A 23387-nucleotide genomic window follows, 5' to 3' on the forward strand; every position below is an offset into this window, starting at 1 on the left:
CTTAAGCATAACCGATATGATAATAGCTTATATAAATAGCCTAATCCTGTTTCTTATCAGTGCAATTCATATCTATTGGGGAGTTGGTGGGAAATGGGGGCTAATGGCAGCCTTGCCTGAACATAATAACACAAAAGTGCTTCGACCTGGCCCTGTAGCTACGTTTATTGTTGCCGTCATTTTGGGTTGTATGGCATTGTTCTATCTGTATAAAATAAATGAGTTAGCCATATTTAATTCATTCAATTTGCCTTGGCTAGATCAATACGGACTGTGGTTTCTAGCTGGCGTTTTCCTGCTTCGTGCTATCGGCGACTTTAGGTATGTTGGCTTTTTCAAGCAAGTGTATGGGAGTCGCTTTGCTTATCTCGATAGTCGGTTTTATTCTCCATTGTGTCTTCTTCTGAGCATCAATACATTTCTGCTTATTGCCTTTCTGAAATAGTCATGAAAACACTACACATTTTACTTTCTTTTCTGCTCGCGGTCATTTTATGGTCGTGCGGTACCAAAGCCGAGGATAAACCGGCCGAAGTCAAAACCGATGAAGCAGTTGTTCCCGTGAAGCTAACGCCGGTGAGCACCGTTGTCAGAGCCGAGCCCGTAATAGCTTCCGGTATCGTTTCGTCGGCTGAAGAAGCCCGCCTTTCCTTTAAAATTGGCGGTATTATCAATCAAATGTTTGTTGAAGAAGGCCAGACCGTACATAAAGGGCAACTATTGGCCACACTCGACCTCACCGAAATTAACGCCCAGGTTAGTCAGGCACAATTGGCCACCGAAAAAGCCGAACGCGATCTTGGTCGGGTCAAAAGCTTATATGCCGATACGGCTGCCACGCTCGAACAATTACAGAATGCAACGACGGGCATGAATGTAGCAAAGCAAAATCTGACCATCGCTCAGTTTAACCGCAGCTATGCCCAAATTCGGGCAACAGTCGATGGGACCGTAACGCGCAAAATTGCCAATGCAGGTGAGTTTATCGCTCCCGGCGGATCGGTTTATTTACTTTCCTCCAATCGCCGGAGCGACTGGGTCGTACGGGTTGGTGTATCGGATAAAGACTGGGCACGGCTACGCCTGGGTAACCACGCCAGCATACGGCTCGATGCCTATCCCGACCAAACGTTTAGTGGCCTCGTCTGCGAACTGGCCCAGGCTGCCGATCCAGTCAACAAACTCTATGAAGTGGAGATTCGGATCAATCCCGGCAAGGTAAAATTTGCGCCGGGTTTATTTGCCAAAGTAACGCTTGTTCCTGCCCAGAGCCGCAATTACACCCTGGTTCCCGTTGAGTCGATTGTTGAGGGAAATGGTAAGGAAGGATTCGTCTATACGCTGGCAAATGACAAAAAACACGTCCGAAAACTTCCCGTACAAATTGGCTTTCTGGATGGCGACAAGGTTCTGTTAACAAATAGTTTGCCAACTGAAACCGCCGTTATTACAGCCGGATCGGCTTACCTGACCGAAGAATCAAGCGTGGTTGTGAAGAACTAAAAACAAGCTAAATCATTATACAGTATGCTGTCCGAATTTTCTGTCAAAAACTGGCAGTTTATGCTGGTGCTGTTTTTAGGCGTGGCTGCGCTCGGCATCAACTCACTGCTGAATATGCCCAGGGGCGAAGACCCCGAATTTACGGCTCCTAGTTTTGCGGTAGCTGTTATTTACCCTGGCACCGATGCACTCGACATGGAAAAGCTGGTTGTCGATCCGGGCGAAGCCCGATTCAATGCCCTCGAAAACATGAACCACGTGATTACCAACGTAGACGATGGGCTGGCCGTATTTCGGCTCGAATACGACTACGATGTTGACCCCGACGAAAAATATCAGGAGATTATCCGTGAAGTAAACGCTCTCAAATCCGAATTACCTGCCGACATCTACCGGATCGACATCAAAAAGTTTTCGCCGACGGATGTGAACATTGTGCAGGTAGCTCTATTGTCGGAAGTGGCATCATCCAAAGAGTTGGGCGATTATGCCGACGATCTCAAAAAAGAGTTTGAGAAGATAAAAAGCCTAAAAAATGCCGAAGACTGGGGCTATCCGGCGTCGGTCGTACGTATAGCGCTCAACATCGAAAAGATGGCTCAGAACGGTATTGCGGTAAACCGGGTAATTGGTGCTTTGCAGGCAGAAAACCTGAATATTCCGGGCGGAAACATTCAGGCCGGAACCCGCAAGTTTAATGTTAAGACATCGGGCGATTATCAGTCACTGGAAGAAATTCGCAACACCATTGTTTCAACCAATGGTCAGAAAATAATTTACCTGCGCGATGTAGCCGATGTTGATTTCAACTACGAAGACGAAACGCACATTACGCGCCTGAATGGTCATCGGGCTGTTTTGGTTACGGCTGGGCAAAAAATCGGCGAAAACATCGCTAAAGTTGGCGAGCAGTTGAACCCCGTTATTGATCGTTTCGCTAAAACGCTTCCTCCTCATATTACGCTGGTTAAAAATTTCGACCAGACGGTTAGCGTGAATAAACGACTCGATCACTTCGTTCGTGATTTTGCCCTGGCTATTTTGCTGGTTTCGCTCACCCTGCTTCCGCTGGGTTTTCGGGCTGCGGTGGTGGTTATGATTTCCATTCCCTTATCATTAGCCATTGGTTTGTCGGGGCTCGATTTTCTGGGTTTCAGTATTAATCAGTTGAGCATTGTTGGCCTTATTGTCGCCCTCGGAATTCTGGTCGATGATTCCATTGTGGTGGTCGAAAACATTGAACGATACCTTCGCGAAGGCTTTTCGAAACGGGAAGCAGCTATTAAAGCAACCAAACAAATTACGCTGGCCGTCATTGGCTGTACTACTACGCTGATTCTGGCTTTTTTGCCGCTCCTGTTCCTGCCCGAAGCCTCCGGCGATTTCATTCGTTCGTTGCCAATGGCCGTTGTTACTACCATTCTGGCTTCGCTTTTCGTATCGCTGACGATTGTACCATTTTTGTCGAGCCGTATCCTGAAAGAAGAACATAATCCGGAAGGCAATCTTTTTATGCGTGCCCTCAAACGGCTGATCAGCGGTTCATATAGTCGGTTGTTGCATTGGGGATTGCGCCATCCGGTCGTTACGCTGTTGTTTGCCGGCGTACTTTTTATGGGTGCTGTGTATATGTTCAAAATTGTTGGTTTTGGTCTGTTTCCGGCTTCCGAAAAACCGCAGTTTCTGATCAATATTGAAACACCCGATGGCACCAGTCTCTCCGAAACAGATCGGGTAGCCCGTTATGTGGAAGGTCAGCTAAAACGTGAGCCCGACATAAAATACGTTACAACAAACGTTGGTCGTGGTCAGCCACGGATATACTACAACATCATTCAGCGTAACGAATCGCCTAATTATGCTCAGTTTTATGTGCAGTTGGTTGATATGGAACCCTCGGAAAAACGGGTACTGATCGATAAGCTTCGGGAACGCTTCAAACTCCACCCGAACGCCAAAATTGAGGTGAAAGATTTTGAGCAGGGCCCCGACCAGGAGGCTCCGGTAGCAATTCGGATCTTCGGCGAAAACCTCGACACGCTGAAAGTTATGGCTGCCCGGGTCGAGACTGCTTTCAAAAAAACACCGGGTCTAATCTACGTAAATAACCCTCTGGCGAACCAGAAAACCGATTTGCGCGTACGGATCAACAAAGAAAAAGCGGGTCTGCTGGGCATTTCGATTGCCGATGTAAACCGCACCATCCGGCTTGCCGTAGCGGGTCTGAATGTTGGGACATTCAAAGAACTCAATGGCGATGATTACACCATCAATGTTACCTTACCAAAGGGTAAAGTAGCAGACCAACGCGTTCTCGACGGCCTCTATGTGAATACACTAACCGGCTCGGCCGTGCCACTGCGCCAGATTGCCGATCTGGAATTCGAGAGCAGCACCAATCAGATTCGCCACTACGACAAAGACCGGTACGTGACCATTACGGGCTTTGTTAAAACGGGCTATCTGGTCGATAATGTGTTCAACGATGTGCTCTCAAAACTCGACAAAATGAAACTCCCCACCGGGTTCAGCTATCAGGCGGCCGGTGAGCTGGAAAGTCGGGCCAAATCCTTCGGGGGGTTAGGCACTATTATCCTCATCACTATCTTTGGGTTCATTGCGGTGCTGGTGCTGGAGTTTGGTACATTCAAAAGCACGTTGATTGTTCTGTCGGTTATTCCACTGGGTATCATTGGCGCCGTATTAGCCCTTTACTTCACCGGAAATCCATTTTCATTCGTAGCCGTAATCGGTCTGATTGCGTTGATCGGTATTGAAGTTAAAAACTCGATTCTACTGGTCGATTTCACCAATCAGCTCCGGCAGGAAGGTATGCCGCTGGTCGAAGCAATCGAACATGCTGGCGAAGTTCGCTTTGTGCCAATTGTACTAACCTCACTAACGGCCATTGGCGGGCTTTTGCCACTCGCTCTGGAAGGAAATCCTCTGTATTCACCGCTGGCCTGGGTGCTTATTGGCGGGCTTATTTCCAGTACGCTACTATCGCGTGTGGTTACCCCCGTACTGTATAAACTGCTTCCACCAAGTGTAGCCGTAAAACCAGCTACTATGATCGAAGAAGAGCCAGCCCTTGTGTAGTACAAACCTTCTGTTGTCGTTATGGCTTCGTTCTGGAATCAACTAAAAAACCTCCCGAAAACATTGTGCTTTCGGGAGGTTGAAGGCCACGCAAACCAATTGAACGGCTTATTTACCGCACCAGTACTTTTCGAACAAGCTGTTCACCATCTGCCATGACACGGAGTAAATAAACCCCTGATGATAGCGGCTGAACCGGCACAATCACCAGCGTCGCATCGGATTGATGATTACGTATTGTCGTCAATTCTTTCCCGGTTAAGGTTATCAGCTGATAAGTAGCACCCACCAAATTCCGAACTGCCACCCGAATTACCTGCCCATCAATAGGGTTTTCCAGCAATTCCAGCGACGGGGTTAAGTTATCCATAACTACCGATTGAATTTTGGATAAAGCTACCTGCCCATCCTCGTCAACCTGCTTTAGCCGGTAATAATTAGCACCGTCAAGGGGGTGTTGATCCAGAAACCCATAGTACTGGTGTTGATCAGTATTGCCTTGGGCAGCTACTTTTCCTACGGTTGTAAACTCGCCCAGATCCTGACTTCGCTGGATTTCGAATACATCAGCGTTTTGCTCCCAGGTTGTTTCCCAATTGATTTGAACGTGCTCGCCCTGCGGCTTAGCCGTAAAAGAAACCAGATTCACGGGAAGCCCGGAGCTAGTTAAAATATTAGGCCCACTAATGGAACCGTGTCCATTAAAAGGGCCAAATGTATAGTTGGGCGATGCTCCAATTACTATCTGCGAATTGGCGCTCCCGCCCGAAATGGAGCTACCAGAAGCGAGATAAATAGCCGATTGCTGATTCGATAATGTTAGTACTTTGTTATTACCAAAATCGATGGAACCGCCTGAACTAACGCTTATCGAGGTCGAACCTGATATAGTCAGTGTCTGATCAAAGTTGATGGCTTTATTAATGATAATTGTACCTGTAAACGATGCATCCGGCGGTGGAGTTGCTCCCCCCGTACAACTCCAGGTTGAAGCCGAACTCCAGTTTCCTCCCTGCACAGTGGTGCAGGTTTGAGCCTTCAACATCCCCTGGAAAGCAACTAATACGAGTAGCCCACAAAGAATGTGTACTGATTGTCGAACAACCCAGATCATGATAATTTAGCGATTATTAAGCGTATTGATGACTTTCTGCCATGTATTTCAGACGAAGCTTTATGGCTATAGTCATCCGTAACAATCCTGTTACTGCTTATCGCACAACCACTTTCTGTGCCAATCGCTTATATTGACTTTGCGCTCGTAGTAAATAGATTCCCGGATTCAGCGGCTGAATCGGTATCAGCAAAACAGTATTATTCATTTGAGAAATTACTGATAAGGGAATTTCATTTCCCAACAAAGTTGTCAGATAATAGGCAGCCCCTTGCAAATTCCGGACTGCAAGCTGAATAGCCTGCCCATCGGTAGGGTTTTCCAGTAGTTCCAGCGACGGGGTTAGCTCGTCCATAACCACCGACATTATTTTGGAATGAGCAATCTGCCCATCGCGGTCAATCTGTTTTAGTCGGTAGTAGTTAGCCCCATCCAGCGGGTGCTCATCGCGGAAGCTATAGTATTGACGCTGGTCGGTATTGCCTTTAGCAATTACCTTGCCTACGGTTGTAAACTCGCCCAGATTCTGACTTCGCTGAATTTCGAACAAATCGGCGTTTTGCTCCCAGGTTGTTTCCCAATTGATTTGAACGTGCTCGCCTTGAGGTTTTGCCGTAAAAGAAACCAGATTGACAGGGAGTGATTGTCCGTTTAGTTGAATCTCATCTAAATGTAAGGTAGCCCCACCCGAAATTGGACTACAGGCGTAGATACGAAAGGTAACGGGGCCACTCACATTACTGAACGCAGAACCGCTCAGGCTAATCGAAGCGGTTTGATAAGAAGTTGTGACTGACTGAGAATATATATCATTTGCAAAGCCATCTATACTGGATCTAACACTGATTTGCTGGGGGCCATTTTGCGACCGCGAAAAAGCAAATGTCAACAAAGAAAAAGTAAGTGTTGCAGGGTTTGGAGTACCACCTGGTTGCACCGAAAACTGAACATACTCTGTCTGATTGCAAAGCGAAGTCGACCAGTTTTGTACATTAACACTTAAGCCAACATACCCTGATGTATACGGATTAGGGCCAAACTTATTTACGCTAACGTAGCTTACGTTTGACGTAGAAACTAATGAATTGGAAGATGTACCCGTATCGTCTCCTTCAAAACTCCAAGTAGCAGTAAAGGGCAGAGTTTGAGCATTAACTACTTCGTTTACCGCAAATAAAGCAAATACTAATAGAAGGTATAAAGTCCTCATATAAGGCTAGATTGGCATGGTGTTACAAACACCTGCAATCTAGCTACTTATATTAATTTCACAATTGAGTTAATACAAAAAAGTACCCTGTTTAGATTTTATGGTCACTTTTTTACTTTCAGCAGCCTCAACATGACCAATTATTTGAGCTTCTACGCCAAACGACCGGGAAATGTCGATGACGGATTGCGCCAGTTTCTGGGGTAGATAGACCTCCAGACGGTGGCCCATGTTAAAGACTTTGTACATCTCCTGCCAGCTCGTACCGCTTTCCTCCTGAATAAGCTGAAAGAGCGGAGGAACTGGAAACAGATTATCTTTCACCACATGCAGATTGTCGATAAAGTGTAGCACTTTCGTTTGCGCACCGCCCGAACAATGCACCATGCCATGAATACGTGCTTGTAGTTCTTCCAGCAGAACTTTGGCCACTGGCGCATAGGTCCGTGTTGGCGACAGAATAAGTTGCCCAACGGTGATAGATTCGTTATTACTAACTCCAATGGTATCGGTTAAGCGTTTCGAGCCGCTATAAACCAGCGTGCGGTCGACAGCAGGGTCGAAACTTTCGGGGTATTTTTCGGCCAGATAGTGAGCCAGTACATCGTGTCGCGCCGACGTCAGGCCATTGCTACCCATGCCGCCATTGTAGCTGGTTTCGTAACTCGCCTGCCCAAACGAAGCCAGACCGACAATCACATCACCCGCCTGAATACGGTCGTTGCTGATCACCCGATCGCGTCGCATCCGGGCAATAACTGTGCTATCGACAATGACAGTGCGCACCAGATCGCCTACATCGGCGGTTTCGCCCCCTGTACTGTAGATTTCCAGGCCATGATCGCGAAGCATTTGCAGCACTTCTTCGGTGCCATTAATGATTTCAGCAATCACCTCGCCGGGAATAAGATTTTTATTTCGACCAATGGTCGACGACAGCAGCATGGGCCCCGTTGCACCAACGCAGATCAAATCGTCGGTATTCATCACAACAGCATCCTGGGCAATGCCTTTCCAAACGCTCAGATCACCCGTTTCGCGCCAGTAGAGATATGCCAGCGACGATTTTGTTCCAGCCCCATCGGCGTGCATAATGGTACAATAGGCCGGGTCGCCAGCTAGTGTATCAGGAACAATTTTACAAAATGCCTTCGGAAACAAGCCTTTGTCGAGCTGGGCAATGGCGTTGTGAACATCTTCTTTACTGGCGGAAACTCCGCGCTGTGCATAACGGTCTGTCATGCGGCAAAGGTAAGGAAAAAGGAAGTAGAGGCAGAACGCCTTCGCCATTCTCCACTCTTCTCCTCCCTAGGTCAAAGGCTCGTAAGTAATGCCTGCTTCGGCACTAACGGCATCGAGCAATGTCATCAGATTGATACTGTCATCGAGCGACCATAGTGGACTTTCGGTGCGGCCTTCGGTCAGGCATTGCATCACATGCTTAGCTTCATAATCATATCCGAAGGTACTGCGTTCAAAATCAAATAACGTGGGCTCCTGCCCTTCTACCTGAAGCGTAATTCCTTTTGTTTCGTGGAAACGGGAATGAATCCGAATTTGCCCTAACTCACCCTGAATAATGCCGATACAATCTGTTTTGGCCTGTAACGTACAGTCGAGCAGGGCCAGTTGCCCATCGCTGTAGGTCAGCACCATGCCACATTGTTCGTCGGTGCCTGTGCTACCGAATGTGGCCGCAGCTTTAATCGAGCTGGGTTTACCCAGCATCAGGTACGATAAAAACAACGGATAAATACCAATGTCGAGCAAAGCCCCGCCACCCAGTGCTTTATTGAATAATCGTCCCTCGGGCGAAAACTGTGCTTTGAACCCGAAATCGGCTTTCACCGAAACGACTTTGCCGATAGCTCCTGACTGAGCCAAGTCGAGCGCCTTTACAATACCGGGCATAAAGCGGCTCCAAAGGGCTTCCATCAAAAACACCTCATTCTGCCGCGCGGTTTTCACCATTTCCAGAACCTGCTGGCCGTTCATAGCAAATGGTTTTTCGCCCAGGACAGCTACTCCACCGTTGAGCAGCATCAGAGCGTTTTCGTAGTGAAGCGTGTGAGGAGTAGCAACATACACAACGTCCAGATCAGGCAAGGTCAGTAACTCTTCGTAAGTGCCAAACGCGTGCAGGGCACCATACTGCCCGGCAAACTCGCTGGCCCGCTGTTGATTAGACGATGCTACGGCATATAATTGCGCGTCGGGTAGGGTTAGTAAATCGTGCGCAAATTTGTGGGCGATACGGCCCGGTCCCAGGATTCCCCAGCGGATCATAAGGTTAGCAGATTGAGTGAAAAAGGTTAGAATTTGCGCTGCTATCAATCAGCAATTCAATCGACTGTAGCATAGCTTCAACAGAATGTTCAAGGATAAATAGGCGTGTTGTCCGTCGGTCAAATCTATAGTTTTTTCATAAGTTGCGTTAATTACCATCTCAACAACCCGTGAAAAATATACAGATTTTTGCCTTCCTGCTTCTTTTTTTATCAAATTACACTGGTCTTTTCGCCCAAATTGTTGAGCAGCCCGATCCCCTACGTCCCTCAGCTCCCGACTCAATAAAGGCCAGCAAAACAGACACCAGTAAGGCTGCTATTCGGTCAGATACGGGTAAAGCTGCCCCGCCTAAACCAATGGTTGGTACACTCCGCTATCGATTCACTGCCGACGGTACTATCACATCCGGCAACGTTGATCGGGCCTTGCTTCAACTAACCAGCGCGATCGACTATCAGTTGAGTAATTACTTCAAACTATCCAGTAATCCGTCGTTTGTATATGGCAAGCAAAATGGTTTACTGGCCGAACGTGAGTGGTTTGGCGATTTACGAACAACGCTACGGTCGGAAGAACGACTATACTATCTGGCTTTTGGCTCGTATGAACGTAGTAATCTCCGACAAATTAATCATCGGTGGACGGTGGCAGCCGGAGCGGGCTACAAGTTACTCAATCGTAAACGAGCCTATATTTCCATTACGGATGTAGTTATGCAGGAGTACACCGACTTTATGGAGCTGGACGACATCAATATTTTCCGAAATTCGGCCCGGCTCTACGGCGAGTATACGTTCGATAACAACCGATTCACCATTACCCATACGGCGTTCTACCAACCCGCTTTGGGTCAGTACAATGTTCGCTGGAATGCCAGTTTGAGCGTTCAGGTGAAATTAACGGCTGCAACCAGCCTACGGTCTACACTGGCGAATGCCTACGAAAGTCTGATTGTACCCGGCCGTCAGCACAATGACCTTCGCTTTACGGTAGGGCTGGTTTATGAGAAGAAGTAGTAATAAGCAGAAGGGCAGCCAACGCTGCCCTTCTGCTTATTACCGAATATTTACTGTTTATCTGGAAAAGGAATAATCAGTTTTTCGCCACGGGTGGCAATGTCTTTGTCTTTCTTGTTAGCCCGCATCAGCGCTTCTTTGCTGACGCCATATTTCTGAGCCACAACGCGTAGTATGTCGCCCGGCCCAACGGTATGCACAGCCATGGCCTTAACATTCAGCTTTGTAACACCCGCCTTCACATCGTTCTCCGACACATTAGGGTTCATTGCCTTCAGCGTACTTAACTTCATGTTGTAGCGGGTTGCCACACTATAGAATGTTTCGCCAGCGCCCACCGTATAGGTGCTCGTAACACCACCCGGTTTTAGTTTAGGCTTGGTCATATCGGGCTTTTCGGCTACCTCTTCCTTTGGTTTTTCCGGTTTAGGCTTTTCGTCAACCGGTTTTACCTCTTTTTTGGGCGCTTCGGCAATGGGTTTACTGGTTGGCGTTTTTGCTTTTTCGCCAGGCCCAGGAAGCCCATCGGTTGTTTCGCGATTTTCTTCAGCTACTTTCTCGGCCTCCGGATTTGCTTCCGGGGCATCGGCGGGTGGTGTTGCCTGCGACAAATCTACCGGTGCGGGTTCAGTGGATGTGTCGGTCTCCTCAGGTGCCATCAGCATATCGCTATCCGTATTCTGGGCCAGTGGCTGTTGCGTTGTGGTATCGAGTGCCACATTGGTCAACTCATCCGATCCATTCGTATCGTCCGAAATATATTCGTAGCCAACGTAGAGCAGAGCTGCAATGAGACCGACTAACACAACGAGTGTAAGAGCTGGCAGGCTGGAATTTCCGCTTGGCCGTGGATTTGTTGTTTGTTTATCGACTTCCATTGATCAACGTTATGGATTAGGGTATTAGGACGACGTTAGCTGACGGCTCATATCAGCTACTTTCTCTTTCAATTCTTCTTTAAACTGAGCCAATTTCTGCGCAACCTGCTCGTCGGCACTACCAATAATCTGGGCCGCCAGAATACCTGCATTACGTGCACCATCGAGCGCCATTGTTGCGACCGGTACTCCGGCAGGCATCTGAAGAATCGACAGCACGGAATCCCAGCCATCGATAGAATTGCTTGATTTGACCGGAACACCAATCACAGGAAGCGTTGTCAGCGATGCAACCATACCGGGCAAATGAGCAGCACCACCCGCTCCGGCAACAATGACCCGGAGTCCCCGGTCGCGGGCTGTTTTGGCATACTCAACCATTTTTTCGGGAGTACGGTGGGCCGAAACAATGTCCATTTCCCACGATACGCCCAGCGTGGTTAATATATCGGCAGCCTCCTGCATGACCTTGCGGTCGGAGAGGCTTCCCATTATAATTCCTACCATTTATATGGATACAAATTGACTCTCTGCGAAATAACGCAGTATGTGTCACAATTGCTCAAGATTAGGGTTAAATTTTATTTGCGATCATTACCGTTTTATGGAAAATGGTACATTTAACACACCCTGCCGTACTGATATGCCCCTCGAAAAGCCGCACGACAAATTTTTTAAGGAGACATTCTCCCGTCCCGATATTCTAGCCGACTTTGCCCAGGCTTGTCTGCCCGATTCTATTTTGCAGCAGATCGATTTTTCGACCCTGGTCCGCGAAGTTGATTCCTATATAGATGCTCAGTTAGGCGAACACTTTGTCGATTTACTGTTTTCGGTTCAATACGCAAACCGGTCCATTCGATTAGTCTTACTACTTGAGCATAAGAGCTATATCGAAGAGCATCCGCATTTTCAGTTGAATCAGTACCTGCTCAACTATTGGACCAGCCAGTTAAAAGCCAAACAATCCTTATCGCCTGTTCTACCAATTATTGTGTATCACGGCGAACGAAACTGGGTAAAAAAAACTGTACCCGACTATTTCGACGCTCTCAACGCCGACCTCTTGCCGTTCATACCTTCCTTCGACTATATACTGCTCAATCTGGGTTCACATACAGAAGAACTTCTCGAAAAATTAAAAACAGATTATGCTCGCCTTACAGCGTTGCTACTACAGCATAGTCGTAAGCAGCAACGTCTTTTAAAACTCTTCGACGACTTCGCTGACGCATTTGATCGACTGGCTCAGGAGCCTGTTGGCCGTACATTTATCGAAACCTCGTTTCTGTATGTTTACTGGAGTACGAACTTGACAAAAGAGCAGGTAGTGACTATTTTTCGTAAAATTTCCCGCCGAACCGGCGATATAGCTATGAGCACTGCCGAACGCCTGATTAATGAAGGGATAGAAAAAGGTATTGAGCAAGGAATGCAACTGGCAACGTTAAGGTCTATCAAGAGTATGCTAAAACTCAAAATGGATGCGAAAACGATTGCAACAGCTCTCGACATTCCTTTGCCTGACGTCAATGACTTGATTAAGAAGATTGAAGCCGGACTTGCCTAACCTGGTTTCTCCCGGCTTCAATCTTCCGCTAATCTCTCAACAGATTCTGCCCCCATCCGCTGATCAAACAATTTTTAACGAGTCGAACTTACGGCCCAGAATAGCTACGTCGTCGGCCCGGAGGTAATCGCGGAGCAGCGTTGCGTAAATCTGCCGAAAATCGACGGAATACGTCAAATCGCCGTCGGTCAGTTTTGTCAGATTGGGGGCCTCGTTTAGTACCCGACGCGATGGCAGTCCACCCCCCACCAGAAAAATATTGTTCGCCGTACCGTGGTCGGTACCATTGCTGGCGTTCTGTTTTACGCGCCGACCAAATTCAGAAAACGTCATCAGTAACACATCATGCTGGCGATTAACCGCTTTCAGATCGGCCATAAAGGCGCTGACCGCTTCGGCATATTGCCCTAACAACCGTTCCTGCTGCCCCGGCTGATTGATGTGCGTATCGAATCCGCTGATCGATACGTAATAAACGCTCGTGCCAACACCCGACTGAATCATCTGTGCCACCGTGCGCAGCCGATTTCCCAACTCATGATTGGGATAGGTCGTTGTCGATGTCTGAATTTTAGCCTTGTCGTAAACATACTCAGCCGACGAAACGGTTTCGGCCAGGGTTTTATACAAATAAGCTACTGGCTCATGTTCGTCGTGGCGCTCCTGACTCAGCTTCGTCACTAAACCATTACGGGTCTGATTATAGAGTTTTTTCGGGTCGAGTACGGCCAGTCCATTCAACTGGTCGCCTTTTAGCGCCAGACTCAGTGTATCGTCTACTTCGATGGTTCGGAAAGGCTGCTGTTCTTTTCCGGCGCAGGCCGCATCCAGATAACGACCTATCCAGCCCGTGCGCACGTATTTATCCGAGTCGCTGGCCGTTTGCCAGATATCCATCGAACGGAAATGCGACCGGTCGGGATTTGGGTAGCCTACGTTGTTGATTACGGTTACCAATCCATCGTCGTACAACGCTTTTAAGGGTTGCAGGGCTGGATGCAGGCCAATTTCGTCGTTGAGCGACAAAATCTTCTCGGGCCGGATCGCAATAGTGGGTCGTTCGCGGTAGTAGATGTCGTTGCGGAACGGCACCACCGTATTCAGGCCATCGTTACCACCCGAAAGCTGCACAATAACCAGAATTTTACCGTTCGATGCGTCTAGCCCAGTCAGTGCCTGCGCTTCGTAGGCTTTCAGGAAATGCGGAATCAGCATGGTTCCAGCCGTAGTCAGGGCCGATTGCTTGATGAAATCTCTGCGGTTCATGGTATAAAGAGCGAAAGAGTGAAAGAGTGCCGCAACGGAGGTTGAAAGAGCGAAATTTGGAATCCTTTTCGCTCTTTCGCTCTTTCACTCTTTCACCATTAAGTGAGTTGATATTCGGGTAAGCTCATAAGAGCTGCGGTTAGCGCATGAATACGCTCCGAACGCGACTGGGCTAGGTTAGTTTGTTTGTTGATAAGTGTCTGCTGATCAGAAGAGAGCGGAAAGGGCAGCAGGGCGGAGGCTATGGCTTCTGTCAATTGTACATCCGGTGTGTGGGCAAACGCGTTTTCAAAACCCTCCCAGTTTACTTTTACATGAAACTGCTGACCGCCTTTTCGGGCCAGTGCCTGAACGTTCACGTCGCCCTCATCCTTAGCACGAACTGTTACTTCAGCCGCTTTTAGCACATAGTTTGGCAACTGCATCCGAAACAGCAGACTCGACGAATCGATCCAGTTTTTACCACCGGGCCAGCCAGCAACGTTGGGCGGATAAAACAGCATTTGACCGAGGGTTCGCTGTACAAAAATCTGCGGTTGCGGCTGATCGAACGTTAAGCCCAATGTATGGCGCATCCCGGCCAATAATTCAACCGGCGATTTGATGTGTGTTCCCACATTTTTGGCGTCATAGAACCAGTCGGCGGTGAAAATAGTCTCCATTAGTCCGGCGATGTCGTAGCCGCTCGTGTAAAACGCATCGGCTAGTTGATCAACCCGACTTTTGTCCTCCGTTTCGTTCACAAAGAATCGGTAAATCTTGCTTGTTATGAAGCGAGCTGTTTGCCGGTTTTCGAGCAACATAGTAATCACATCTTCACCTTTGAAGGCGCCGGTTTTGCCGAAAACGGTCTTTTCGCCTTCGTCATGTACGCGCTCCCGAAACACAAACTGGCCATCGGGCGTAAACTGCCAGCCCGTAAACGCCCGTGCCGCTTCTTTGATGTCGTGCTCCGAATAGTTACCCCGGCCGAGGGTAAACAGCTCCATCACTTCGCGGGCAAAATTCTCGTTGGGTGCATTTTTTCGATTCTGCTGATTATTTAGAAACTGTAACATGGCAGGTTCTTTCGAAACGGCCATCAGTAGATCGCCAAACCGACCCAGCGCATTCCGGCGAATGGTGTTGGCATAGTGCTGCATAAAGAGCGGGTTTTGCCCCATCGTCCGGCAGGCGAAATGCCCGTGCCAGAATAGTGCCATCTTTTCGCGCAAGGCACCCCTTCCCGACGCCATCTGGTCGAGCCATTGCAGATTCAGATCCCGAACTTTCCCGGCATTTTCGCGGATGCGTTCTTTCAGCATGGCCCGGTCCAGTTGTCCATCGCGAGCCATGCCCTTCAACTCCTTTTTCGTAACGTTTTCGCCGGGTTCTACCACGCGCAGTTCCGTTATGTTCGCACTGTCGTTGATCAGTTGCCGAACTACCTTTCGGACTGATTTTCGGGCGGCATCGTCCAGTTCGGCGGGTGTACCGCCAAAACCAGCGCGGCTATAGAGGTAGCGTACCTGTTGCAGTCGGGTTTGTTTGTCCATACATCTTAGCAACTAACTGTAGTATTCAGACAAACGAAATAGATAAACGTTTAAGAGCGAGGAGATTAAATTTTCCTATTACAAATACACTGATAGTCCGACCAGTGTTTCGCACTACAATCAACCGAACGGACCAATGAGTTGAACTTTCAATAGAGCTAACAAGTGGCTAGATTAGCCTAAAGGCGAAATCTTATACGATCCATCTTTGTTAAAACGAATAATTACTTCTCCCACTCCACCGGTCCCATATCTCCTGTTGCCCTCTCTCTGTTTTTCATTAATATGAGGTATGACGGCGCTCGTCCATCGCTTCTTTGTAATCGGACGCCTAAACACTCTATCTCCAATAATTTTTTCTAAGCATTGATTCAAAGAAGCCTTATCACCTACTGTTTTCTGCACTCGACCTGTTGAATCGGCATCATAAATCAAAATGATATCACCATCAAAATCCGCAAACCGATTCGGCGGATTATCTTTATATAAATCATCTATTCTGGGATACAGACGCCAACATAACTCGTTCTGGCTATTATGATATTCATATAGATGCACAATTCCTTTATCATATTCCAGACTAAACCAATGTTCTCGAATGCAAGATTGTATAAAACTAAAAAGAGCTTTTCTCTTTATGGGGTCTGTAGCAATTTTCACCTCCTTGACTTCTGTACAAGGTGGAGGATTACCTTCCTGGGCATAGCTTGCCACTGCAATCAATATTAGAAGTGTAGACAATGAATACGCTACTTTCATAACAGTCATACATTTTATCAAGAAATTACTCCCATGAGTTTAGCAATGTAGAAAAACTTATTCTCCCAATTCACCAACGGCCCTTTCGGAAAGATCCTGAGAACAATCTATTAAAAAAAAGTTAATCTGAGTCAGCGCATGAGGACCACGCAACAGGAAGCATAGTTTTCTCGTACTAGATAATGCAGTTCGTCAATGGGGCGAATCCATACCTATTTCTGTTTTTTTATGCTATACCGTTTATGGTCTTATACTGGCCGACTCCTGGTAGGTTTATGCCTGGTTGTCACTGGCCGTTTATCTGCTCAACAGTTACCCTATTCTGCTACGCAACGGCAGCAGTTGGATAAGCTTCGGCAGACGATTCAGAAAACCCAGGATGCTAACTATAGCCGCGCGCTTTCGCTGGCAAAAAGTCTGGGACGGCCAATTACCCAAATTCATAGAAATGGCAAGATTGTAACACTAGCAGGCGTCGACGATCATGGCAATCTGCTTTACCACACTACTCACGTTGGCAATGCGCAGGTAGCAAACATTACCCGCACATCGTCGCTCTATTCGGGAGGTAGCCTCGGCTTAAACCTGTCGGGAACTAGTGCCTCGGTACAGAACAAACTGGGTATCTGGGATGGGGCAGCCGTACGGTCAACACACGTTGAACTAAAAGGCCGAATTACCCAGAATGATAAAGCCAGCACAACCACCGACGATGAAGAACATCCTACCCACGTAGCCACAACGATGATTGGTGCAGGAGTAAATTCGCAGGCAAGAGGAATGGCTTACGGTGCGAACCTGCAAGCCTGGGACTACAACAGCGATGTATCTGAAATGACAGTTGCGGCCTCCAGCCTGCTTATCTCGAACCATTCATATGGCTATCAGGCTGGTTATCAATACAACTCGGCCCGATCGGGATCAACTCAATGGGAATGGTATGGCGATACAACGGTTAGCCGGGTTTATGATTATAAATTTGGCCAGTATGACTCCCAGGCCCAGTCGTGGGATAAAATTGCCAACTCGGCACCCTATTATCTGATCGTCAAGTCGGCTGGTAATGATCATGCGGCCAGCGGTTATACAGCCGGAGAGTCGTATGTGATGGTCAATCATAATAATAAGGTCAGTAAAGTTCCGCGTGACCTACAGACAGGTTATGACCAGATTTCGACCAATGGCGTTGCCAAAAACATTCTCTCCGTCGGTGCTGCCAACTATCCGACCTATGGCTATAACCGCCCTGGCGATGTGGTATTAGCCGATTTTAGTAGCTGGGGGCCCGCCGACGATGGGCGTATCAAACCCGATATTGTTGGTATCGGTGTCAATATTCTGTCGGGCAATTCCAGTAACGATAGTGCTTATGTATCGCTCAGTGGCACCTCAATGGCTACTCCCAATGTGTCGGGGTCATTACTGCTACTTCAGGAATACTATGCCCAGCTTAATCCGGGGCAATATATGCGCTCATCTACCTTACGGGGGCTAGTATTGCATACGGCTTATGAAGCAGGTCCATCGCCCGGTCCCGATTACCAGTTTGGCTGGGGATTACTCAATACCGAAAAAGCGGCCCGCGTTATTGGCAATACCGATAAAACAAACCTGCTCAGCGAGCGGACATTAGCACAAGGGCAACGCGATACGATCCAGGTTGTGGCGTCAGGGCATGGACCATTGGTTGCTACCATTTGCTGGACTGATCCGGCCGGTACGCCAACCTCAACCGTCAACGACCGTGCGCCCAAGCTGGTGAATGACCTCGATCTCCGTGTTATCAACGATACAACAACCAACTCTCCCTGGATTCTCGACCCTAACAATCCCAGCAAGGCCGCTACTACCGGCGATAACATTCGTGACAATATCGAACAGGTCTACATCGAAAATGCTGTTCCTGGCAAAACCTACACGATTGTTATTTCCAATAAGGCAACGCTCAGTGGCAACAAACAGGACTATGCACTAATCGTGAGCGGTGTTGGCGGACAGGCTTACTGTGCATCGTCGGCCAGTTCGTCGGCCGATACAAAAATCAATGCGGTAAGCTTCAGCACCATCAATCAAACGAACGCCAGTGGCTGCACGACCTATTCTGATTTCACCAAACAAACCGTTGGAACGGTTCAGGCCAATCAGACGCTTCCGCTATCGGTAACAACCGGCAGTTGTGGAACCGCTAAAAATGTAGTTGTTAAAGCGTTTGCCGACTGGAATGCTAATGGCGATTTTACGGATGCGGGCGATAACATGGCAACGTCGGGTGTACTGAACGGGCCGGGTGTTTTTACGACAAACATCACCATTCCTCAGAGCGTAAGCCTGGGGCAACTCATTCGGCTCCGTATTGTAGCAACCGAAACCAGCGACCCCGCCAGTGTGAATCCATGTGGTACCTATGGCAATGGCGAAACACAGGACTATTTGCTTCGGGTGATTCAGACTTCCAATGATGTAGGAGCCGCCAGTTTACTATCCCCCATTGACAATTTATGTGCGACATCGGACCTGACTATATCGGTAGAAGTACAAAACTATGGATCACAGGCCCAAACGAATGTACCTGTTACGGTCGCCATTATAGATGCTACCAAAAATACGATCGGCACGCTATCGGGCACGCTGGGTACACTGCCAGCCTATGGCGCGGGTCAGGTGGCTCTATCTCCAGGTAATCTAACCCTAACACCCGGCCAAACCTATACGTTTGTCGCAACAACCGGCCTGGCCAGCGATCAGAATTCGGCCAATAATCAGTTCGTAACGACTCGAACCGTGGCCCCAGCCGCAACGGGTGGTATTTTTGCGGCAACAACCTGTGGCATCGATACCGCTTTTTATTTGACCAACAAAGGCAACGCAACCGCATTCTGGTACGATGCCCCAACGGGTGGCAACCTGCTGGCGGCCGGAAACGGCGTTTCTTATACTGGTCTTCCGGCAGGAGGAGCATTCTACGCCGGTCTGAACGAATTCGGCGGTCGGCTAGGGCCAGTGGCAAAGAGCGACTTTGGCGGAGGTAGCTATGCCTATAATTTTGGGCCGTCGCCACTGATCACCACTACGGTTCCGATCACGCTATCGAGCGCACGACTCTACATAGGGCATTCGGGTACATTAACGTTTACCGTAACCACGCTAAGTGGCTCAACTGTATCGTCGGTGTCTATTCCGGTAGTGGCCACCCGTACTTTACCGCTAAGCGCAACAGCAACTAATGGTATGCTGGCCGACGACCCGAACGATCCGGGTGCGGTCTATGCGCTGAATCTAAAAATCCCGCAGGCAGGCACCTACCAGATCAATATCGACTATGCCGACAGCGCGGCTATTTTCCGCAGCAATGTAGGCGTGTCGGGTTTCCCATACCGACTAACTACAGCCAATGGGCAAACCGTTGTCTCAACGAAGGGATCGCTCTATCAAAGCTCGTCGACTACTATCGATACGCTCACCAATGCCTGGTATTATTTCTACGATCTGCAAATCAAATCGGCCGATTGTCCGTCTGAGAGCCGGGTTGCGGTTACGCCAACAACCGGCGTTGCCACTACCGCATCGATCACGCCCAATACATCGACAAGTATCTGTTCGGGTTCAACCATTACCCTACAGGCCAACACCGGCAATGGCTTAACCTATCAGTGGTATCGAAACGGAACCGCCATTGCCTCGGCGACCAACCGTGCATTTCAGGTAGCATCGGCTGGCCAATATTCGGTTCAGGTAACGGGGGTCTGTACGCCGGTTGTTTCGTCGGCCGTATCCGTTTCGGTAACAACAGCCACTACTCCCACCATTAGTGTAAATGGCTTTACACTAACGACTAATGCTGTTTCGGGAATTCAGTGGTTACTCAACGGCGTTGCTATTAGCGGAGCCAACAGCACAACCTATGCCGTTCCGCAAACCGGCCGTTATTCTGTTCGAGGCAATGTAAATGGGTGTGGGGAGTTAATATCCAGCGAGGTATATCTGACCATTCTGGCGGCCGAGCCCACCCTAGCCGACAATATACTCAGCGTTTACCCTAACCCGACCACCAGCCAGGTTACGGTTTCGCTGTCGGCAGCGAACTCGTTCAAACAAACGCCTACTGTTCACCTGACCGATCTAAAAGGCGCCACACTCCTAACTACGGCACTCCATCAGGATGGAAAAAATTATTCGACGGTACTGGATGTAAGTACCTTGCCGGGCGGTACGTTTTTTGTGGTTATTAAAGATGACGAGACCCAAAATGTATGGGTTCGACGAATCAGTAAGCAATAACCGAAACGGCTCTGACACAGATTTACCGGCAAAATAAGTTTAGACAAAACAAGGCACCCCGCAATCGTAAACGCCTTTTTTACGCGGTGCGGTGCCTTGTTTTGCTGTGTCTTTCGGGTTCGATCCAGGCGCAGGATTCTCATAATAACGCACTTCTTCCGTGGCAATCGGAGGTCATTGGCCGATACAAAAATTTGCGTATTCAGACCCTTCGGTTAGCGCAGCAGCACAACTGGCCTCTCCACAAAAATTATTCCAACACCCAACGGCTTGTACTAACGGAAGTCGACCCACTTGGCCATCCAATTTATTACACACTTCATAACACAGAGGCCTCATCAGCCACCCGTACACTATCACTCTATAAAGGTGGTAGCCTGCAACTGGCTCTTTCCGGGAACAGTAGTGCCTTAGCCGGTAAAGTAGCAATCTGGGACGGAGGCCGCGTGCTCGGCACTCATCAGGAATTTGCGGGTACTGGTGTTATTCAGCAACAGGATCAGGCCGATTCAATAAACAGCCATACAACCCATTTGGCAGGAACCTTAATTGCCCGAGGCATCAACCCACAGGCAAAAGGCATGGCCTACGGTGCCAGCTTACTCGTTTGGGATTATACCGATGATCTCAGTGAAATTGCCATAGCGGCTCCCAACCTGCTGCTATCGAACCATGCCTATGGCCCGGTTGCCGGATGGGTTTACAATCCATCCCGTCCAGGAACCGACCCCAATCAGAAGTGGGAATGGTGGGGTAATACGAGTATGAGTGCTACGGAAGATTATTTATTCGGATTTTATACGACAAAAGCGCATGACCTCGACCGTATTGCCTACAATAATCCATTTTATCTGATGGTTCGGTCGGCCGATAACAAACGGGCCGAAACCGGTCCACCTGCCGGAACAGCTTATTATCTAAAAAACACCAGCGATAAAAGCACACTGACACGCAGTCGAAATGATGCCTACGATGTTATTCCGGGCGAAGCAACGGCCAAAAATGTGCTGACCGTAGGGGCTGCCGATGTAACATTCGACAGGCAGAATCAGCCGCCAACCATTGCATCAACGTCTTTTAGTGGCTGGGGACCAACCGACGACGGCCGTATCAAACCTGATCTACTAGGCATGGGAACGAGTATTTTTTCGACACTTGCCGATAATTCGGCATCGTACGGAAACTATACGGGCACCTCAATGGCGTCGGCCAATGTTACGGGTTCGCTGGTTTTATTGCAGGAGCTTTATTCACAACAAAAGGCAGTTGCCGCAAGTAGTGCCAAAACTAGCGCCACGGGCAGTAATCAATTTATGCGGTCGGCAACCTTACGCGGACTAGCGATTCATACGGCTAGCCGGACTACGCCTGCAGCCGGACCCGACTATCGGCAAGGCTGGGGCCTGCTCAATGCGGAAGGAGCGGCCCGTGTATTGCTCAATACGGATCGGGCGCATCTGGTGCTCGAAAAAACACTACAATCGGGCGGGATCTTTACGCAGCGTATTGTTGCGCAGGGCAACGAACCATTGGTTGTAACACTGTGCTGGACCGATCCCGAAGGGGCACCAACTACCGTAGGTCCGGCTTATGTAAACAACCGAACGCCCAGGCTGGTCAATGATCTGGATATACGCCTGAGCGATGGCCATTCCATTGCACTTCCGTTCACACTGGACCCCAATAATCCATCGCAACCGGCTCGTATGGGCGATAACATCCGCGACAATGTTGAACAGATTTACATTCCTAACCCAACGCCGGGGCAGTCGTATTCAATTACCGTATCACACAAAGGAAAGATGACCTACGCTGGCCAGCCTTTTTCGGTCATTATAAGCGGATTACAGCGCATTCCATGTGCTTTTTCAGTATCGATTTCGCCCGGAAGTGATACAACTCTCTGCAACGGTAGTAGCTTAGTGCTTGGCACCAGCAACCAATCGGGATTCAACTACCAATGGTTGCTCTATAGTATGCCAATTGTCAATGCAACTGCCTCGTCGTATCGGCTCACCGAAGCCGGTGCTTATTCTCTACGCATGACCGATGCCAACGGCTGCACCGTAACGTCGGCGCCCGTTCAGGTGCGAACCCGGCAATCGACCGTGAAAATTAACCCTTCTACCGATCAATGGCTTTGTCAGGATGATCAGCCGATAGTTTTCTCGGCTACAGTTTCGACAAATTCTCCAATCGAGTGGTTACGAAACGGAACAGTTCTTTCAAATCAACAATCGACCTCACTGGCCGCCAGCGAGGAAGGCAGCTATCAGATACGCCTTACCGAAGACGGTTGCCAGACCCTCTCCGACTCGGTTGTTTTGCGCCGGACAACGGTCAATAATATTCCACTACAACCCGAAGAAACGGAGCTGACGCTACTGCGGGGAGCAGCCGTAACGCTGTATGCGCCAACAGGAACGGCTTATGAGTATCAATGGTATCAGTCAAATTCTCCGATCAATAAGGCAACAACCAACCGGCTGTCGGTCAGTGAGCCGGGGAGCTATCAGGTCCAGGTCACTCAGCAGAACTGTGTAGGCTGGTCGACCCAGCGTACCATTTATTCGTCGGTAATAACCAGTATATCGCCAGAACCAGACTCGGTATTTTTGGCCTATCCGAATCCGGTCGAACATTCGCTGGAGGTGCAGTATGCATTTCCCAATGCCCGCAACGTACAGATTAGCGTTCTTGACGGGCAGGGACGACTCCATGGTTCGCCAACCTTACTCAAAGCAACTAATCAGCGGTTTCAGGGAACGCTGAACCTAAGCACCTTATCGGCTGGGCCTTACATCTTAAAGCTCAGCGACGGCGACCGAACCAGAACATTGCGCTTTCTGAAAAAATAACAAGCGGGCGGC

At 48.8% G+C, this 23387-nt stretch carries 16 protein-coding genes; 7 read left to right on the forward strand and 9 right to left on the reverse strand.

Features of this window, described 5'->3' with window-relative positions; genetic code table 11:
* The first annotated feature begins 16 nt into the window (after positions 1 to 16).
* From WBJ53_RS30760 to WBJ53_RS30770, 3 genes are read left to right on the forward strand one after another with little or no spacing between them, the layout of a single operon-like run.
* Positions 17 to 445, forward strand: coding sequence for a DUF3995 domain-containing protein (locus tag WBJ53_RS30760; RefSeq protein ID WP_338873523.1), 429 nt, complete (start codon positions 17 to 19; stop codon positions 443 to 445).
* A gap of 2 nt (positions 446 to 447) precedes the next feature.
* The gene (locus tag WBJ53_RS30765) at positions 448 to 1503 is read left to right on the forward strand and encodes an efflux RND transporter periplasmic adaptor subunit (protein ID WP_338873525.1); all 1056 of its coding nucleotides are present in this window, start codon (positions 448 to 450) and stop codon (positions 1501 to 1503) included.
* Positions 1504 to 1527: 24 nt separating this feature from the next.
* Positions 1528 to 4602 carry an efflux RND transporter permease subunit gene (locus WBJ53_RS30770; protein WP_338873527.1) on the forward strand — a complete coding sequence of 1025 codons (3075 nt, stop codon included), beginning with the start codon at positions 1528 to 1530 and terminating at the stop codon, positions 4600 to 4602.
* 112 nt (positions 4603 to 4714) lie between these two features.
* Here WBJ53_RS30770 and WBJ53_RS30775 read toward each other — a convergent pair whose 3' ends face one another.
* The 4 genes from WBJ53_RS30775 to WBJ53_RS30790 form a co-directional block, all read right to left on the reverse strand.
* The gene (locus tag WBJ53_RS30775) at positions 4715 to 5716 is read right to left on the reverse strand and encodes a T9SS type A sorting domain-containing protein (RefSeq protein ID WP_338873529.1); all 1002 of its coding nucleotides are present in this window, start codon (positions 5714 to 5716) and stop codon (positions 4715 to 4717) included.
* A 97-nt stretch (positions 5717 to 5813) separates the two neighbouring features.
* A complete protein-coding gene (locus WBJ53_RS30780) occupies positions 5814 to 6926 on the reverse strand; it encodes a T9SS type A sorting domain-containing protein (RefSeq protein WP_338873531.1) in 1113 nt (370 codons plus the stop codon).
* Between the two features lie 69 nt (positions 6927 to 6995).
* Positions 6996 to 8168, reverse strand: a complete 1173-nt coding sequence (locus WBJ53_RS30785; protein WP_338873533.1) for an AIR synthase-related protein — start codon at positions 8166 to 8168, stop codon at positions 6996 to 6998.
* A gap of 66 nt (positions 8169 to 8234) precedes the next feature.
* The gene (locus WBJ53_RS30790; RefSeq protein ID WP_338873535.1) at positions 8235 to 9212 is read right to left on the reverse strand and encodes a Gfo/Idh/MocA family oxidoreductase; all 978 of its coding nucleotides are present in this window, start codon (positions 9210 to 9212) and stop codon (positions 8235 to 8237) included.
* Between the two features lie 170 nt (positions 9213 to 9382).
* On the opposite strand from WBJ53_RS30790, the gene WBJ53_RS30795 reads away from it, so the two are divergent.
* Positions 9383 to 10231: a DUF481 domain-containing protein gene (locus WBJ53_RS30795; protein ID WP_338873538.1), complete on the forward strand. Its 849-nt coding sequence runs from the start codon at positions 9383 to 9385 to the stop codon at positions 10229 to 10231.
* 50 nt (positions 10232 to 10281) lie between these two features.
* Here WBJ53_RS30795 and WBJ53_RS30800 read toward each other — a convergent pair whose 3' ends face one another.
* Entirely contained in the window at positions 10282 to 11109 is an 828-nt protein-coding gene (locus WBJ53_RS30800; RefSeq protein WP_338873540.1) for a LysM peptidoglycan-binding domain-containing protein, read from the reverse strand.
* A gap of 24 nt (positions 11110 to 11133) precedes the next feature.
* Entirely contained in the window at positions 11134 to 11616 is a 483-nt protein-coding gene (purE, locus tag WBJ53_RS30805) for a 5-(carboxyamino)imidazole ribonucleotide mutase (protein WP_338873542.1), read from the reverse strand.
* 97 nt (positions 11617 to 11713) lie between these two features.
* Between purE and WBJ53_RS30810 the strand changes: the two genes are divergently transcribed.
* Complete coding sequence (locus tag WBJ53_RS30810; protein ID WP_338873544.1) at positions 11714 to 12679, forward strand: Rpn family recombination-promoting nuclease/putative transposase; 966 nt, start codon at positions 11714 to 11716, stop codon at positions 12677 to 12679.
* 63 nt (positions 12680 to 12742) lie between these two features.
* Here the strand turns inward: WBJ53_RS30810 and WBJ53_RS30815 are convergent, their stop codons facing one another.
* From WBJ53_RS30815 to WBJ53_RS30825, 3 genes are all read right to left on the reverse strand, one after another.
* The gene (locus WBJ53_RS30815; protein ID WP_338873546.1) at positions 12743 to 13945 is read right to left on the reverse strand and encodes a DUF1501 domain-containing protein; all 1203 of its coding nucleotides are present in this window, start codon (positions 13943 to 13945) and stop codon (positions 12743 to 12745) included.
* A gap of 98 nt (positions 13946 to 14043) precedes the next feature.
* On the reverse strand, positions 14044 to 15480 hold the full coding sequence (locus tag WBJ53_RS30820; protein WP_338873548.1) for a DUF1800 domain-containing protein: 1437 nt from the start codon (positions 15478 to 15480) through the stop codon (positions 14044 to 14046).
* A gap of 174 nt (positions 15481 to 15654) precedes the next feature.
* Positions 15655 to 16239, reverse strand: coding sequence for a hypothetical protein (locus tag WBJ53_RS30825; RefSeq protein WP_338873549.1), 585 nt, complete (start codon positions 16237 to 16239; stop codon positions 15655 to 15657).
* Positions 16240 to 16467: 228 nt separating this feature from the next.
* On the opposite strand from WBJ53_RS30825, the gene WBJ53_RS30830 reads away from it, so the two are divergent.
* Together WBJ53_RS30830 and WBJ53_RS30835 are read left to right on the forward strand one after the other, a co-directional pair.
* Positions 16468 to 20517: a S8 family serine peptidase gene (locus tag WBJ53_RS30830; protein WP_338873551.1), complete on the forward strand. Its 4050-nt coding sequence runs from the start codon at positions 16468 to 16470 to the stop codon at positions 20515 to 20517.
* Positions 20518 to 20603: 86 nt separating this feature from the next.
* Entirely contained in the window at positions 20604 to 23375 is a 2772-nt protein-coding gene (locus WBJ53_RS30835; protein ID WP_338873553.1) for a S8 family peptidase, read from the forward strand.
* Positions 23376 to 23387: the final 12 nt, after the last annotated feature.

This window comes from Spirosoma sp. SC4-14, from assembly GCF_037201965.1.
Taxonomy (GTDB): Bacteria; Bacteroidota; Bacteroidia; order Cytophagales; family Spirosomataceae; genus Spirosoma.

Coding starts and splice junctions, on each gene's coding strand:
- WBJ53_RS30800 (WP_338873540.1), bottom strand. CDS start 11,109: ATGGAAGTCGATAAACAAACAACAAATCCACGGCCAAGCGGAAATTCC.
- WBJ53_RS30765 (WP_338873525.1), top strand. CDS start 448: ATGAAAACACTACACATTTTACTTTCTTTTCTGCTCGCGGTCATTTTA.
- WBJ53_RS30775 (WP_338873529.1), bottom strand. CDS start 5,716: ATGATCTGGGTTGTTCGACAATCAGTACACATTCTTTGTGGGCTACTC.
- WBJ53_RS30770 (WP_338873527.1), top strand. CDS start 1,528: ATGCTGTCCGAATTTTCTGTCAAAAACTGGCAGTTTATGCTGGTGCTG.
- WBJ53_RS30825 (WP_338873549.1), bottom strand. CDS start 16,239: ATGAAAGTAGCGTATTCATTGTCTACACTTCTAATATTGATTGCAGTG.
- purE (WP_338873542.1), bottom strand. CDS start 11,616: ATGGTAGGAATTATAATGGGAAGCCTCTCCGACCGCAAGGTCATGCAG.
- WBJ53_RS30785 (WP_338873533.1), bottom strand. CDS start 8,168: ATGACAGACCGTTATGCACAGCGCGGAGTTTCCGCCAGTAAAGAAGAT.
- WBJ53_RS30780 (WP_338873531.1), bottom strand. CDS start 6,926: ATGAGGACTTTATACCTTCTATTAGTATTTGCTTTATTTGCGGTAAAC.
- WBJ53_RS30810 (WP_338873544.1), top strand. CDS start 11,714: ATGGAAAATGGTACATTTAACACACCCTGCCGTACTGATATGCCCCTC.
- WBJ53_RS30790 (WP_338873535.1), bottom strand. CDS start 9,212: ATGATCCGCTGGGGAATCCTGGGACCGGGCCGTATCGCCCACAAATTT.
- WBJ53_RS30830 (WP_338873551.1), top strand. CDS start 16,468: ATGCTATACCGTTTATGGTCTTATACTGGCCGACTCCTGGTAGGTTTA.
- WBJ53_RS30815 (WP_338873546.1), bottom strand. CDS start 13,945: ATGAACCGCAGAGATTTCATCAAGCAATCGGCCCTGACTACGGCTGGA.
- WBJ53_RS30760 (WP_338873523.1), top strand. CDS start 17: ATGATAATAGCTTATATAAATAGCCTAATCCTGTTTCTTATCAGTGCA.
- WBJ53_RS30820 (WP_338873548.1), bottom strand. CDS start 15,480: ATGGACAAACAAACCCGACTGCAACAGGTACGCTACCTCTATAGCCGC.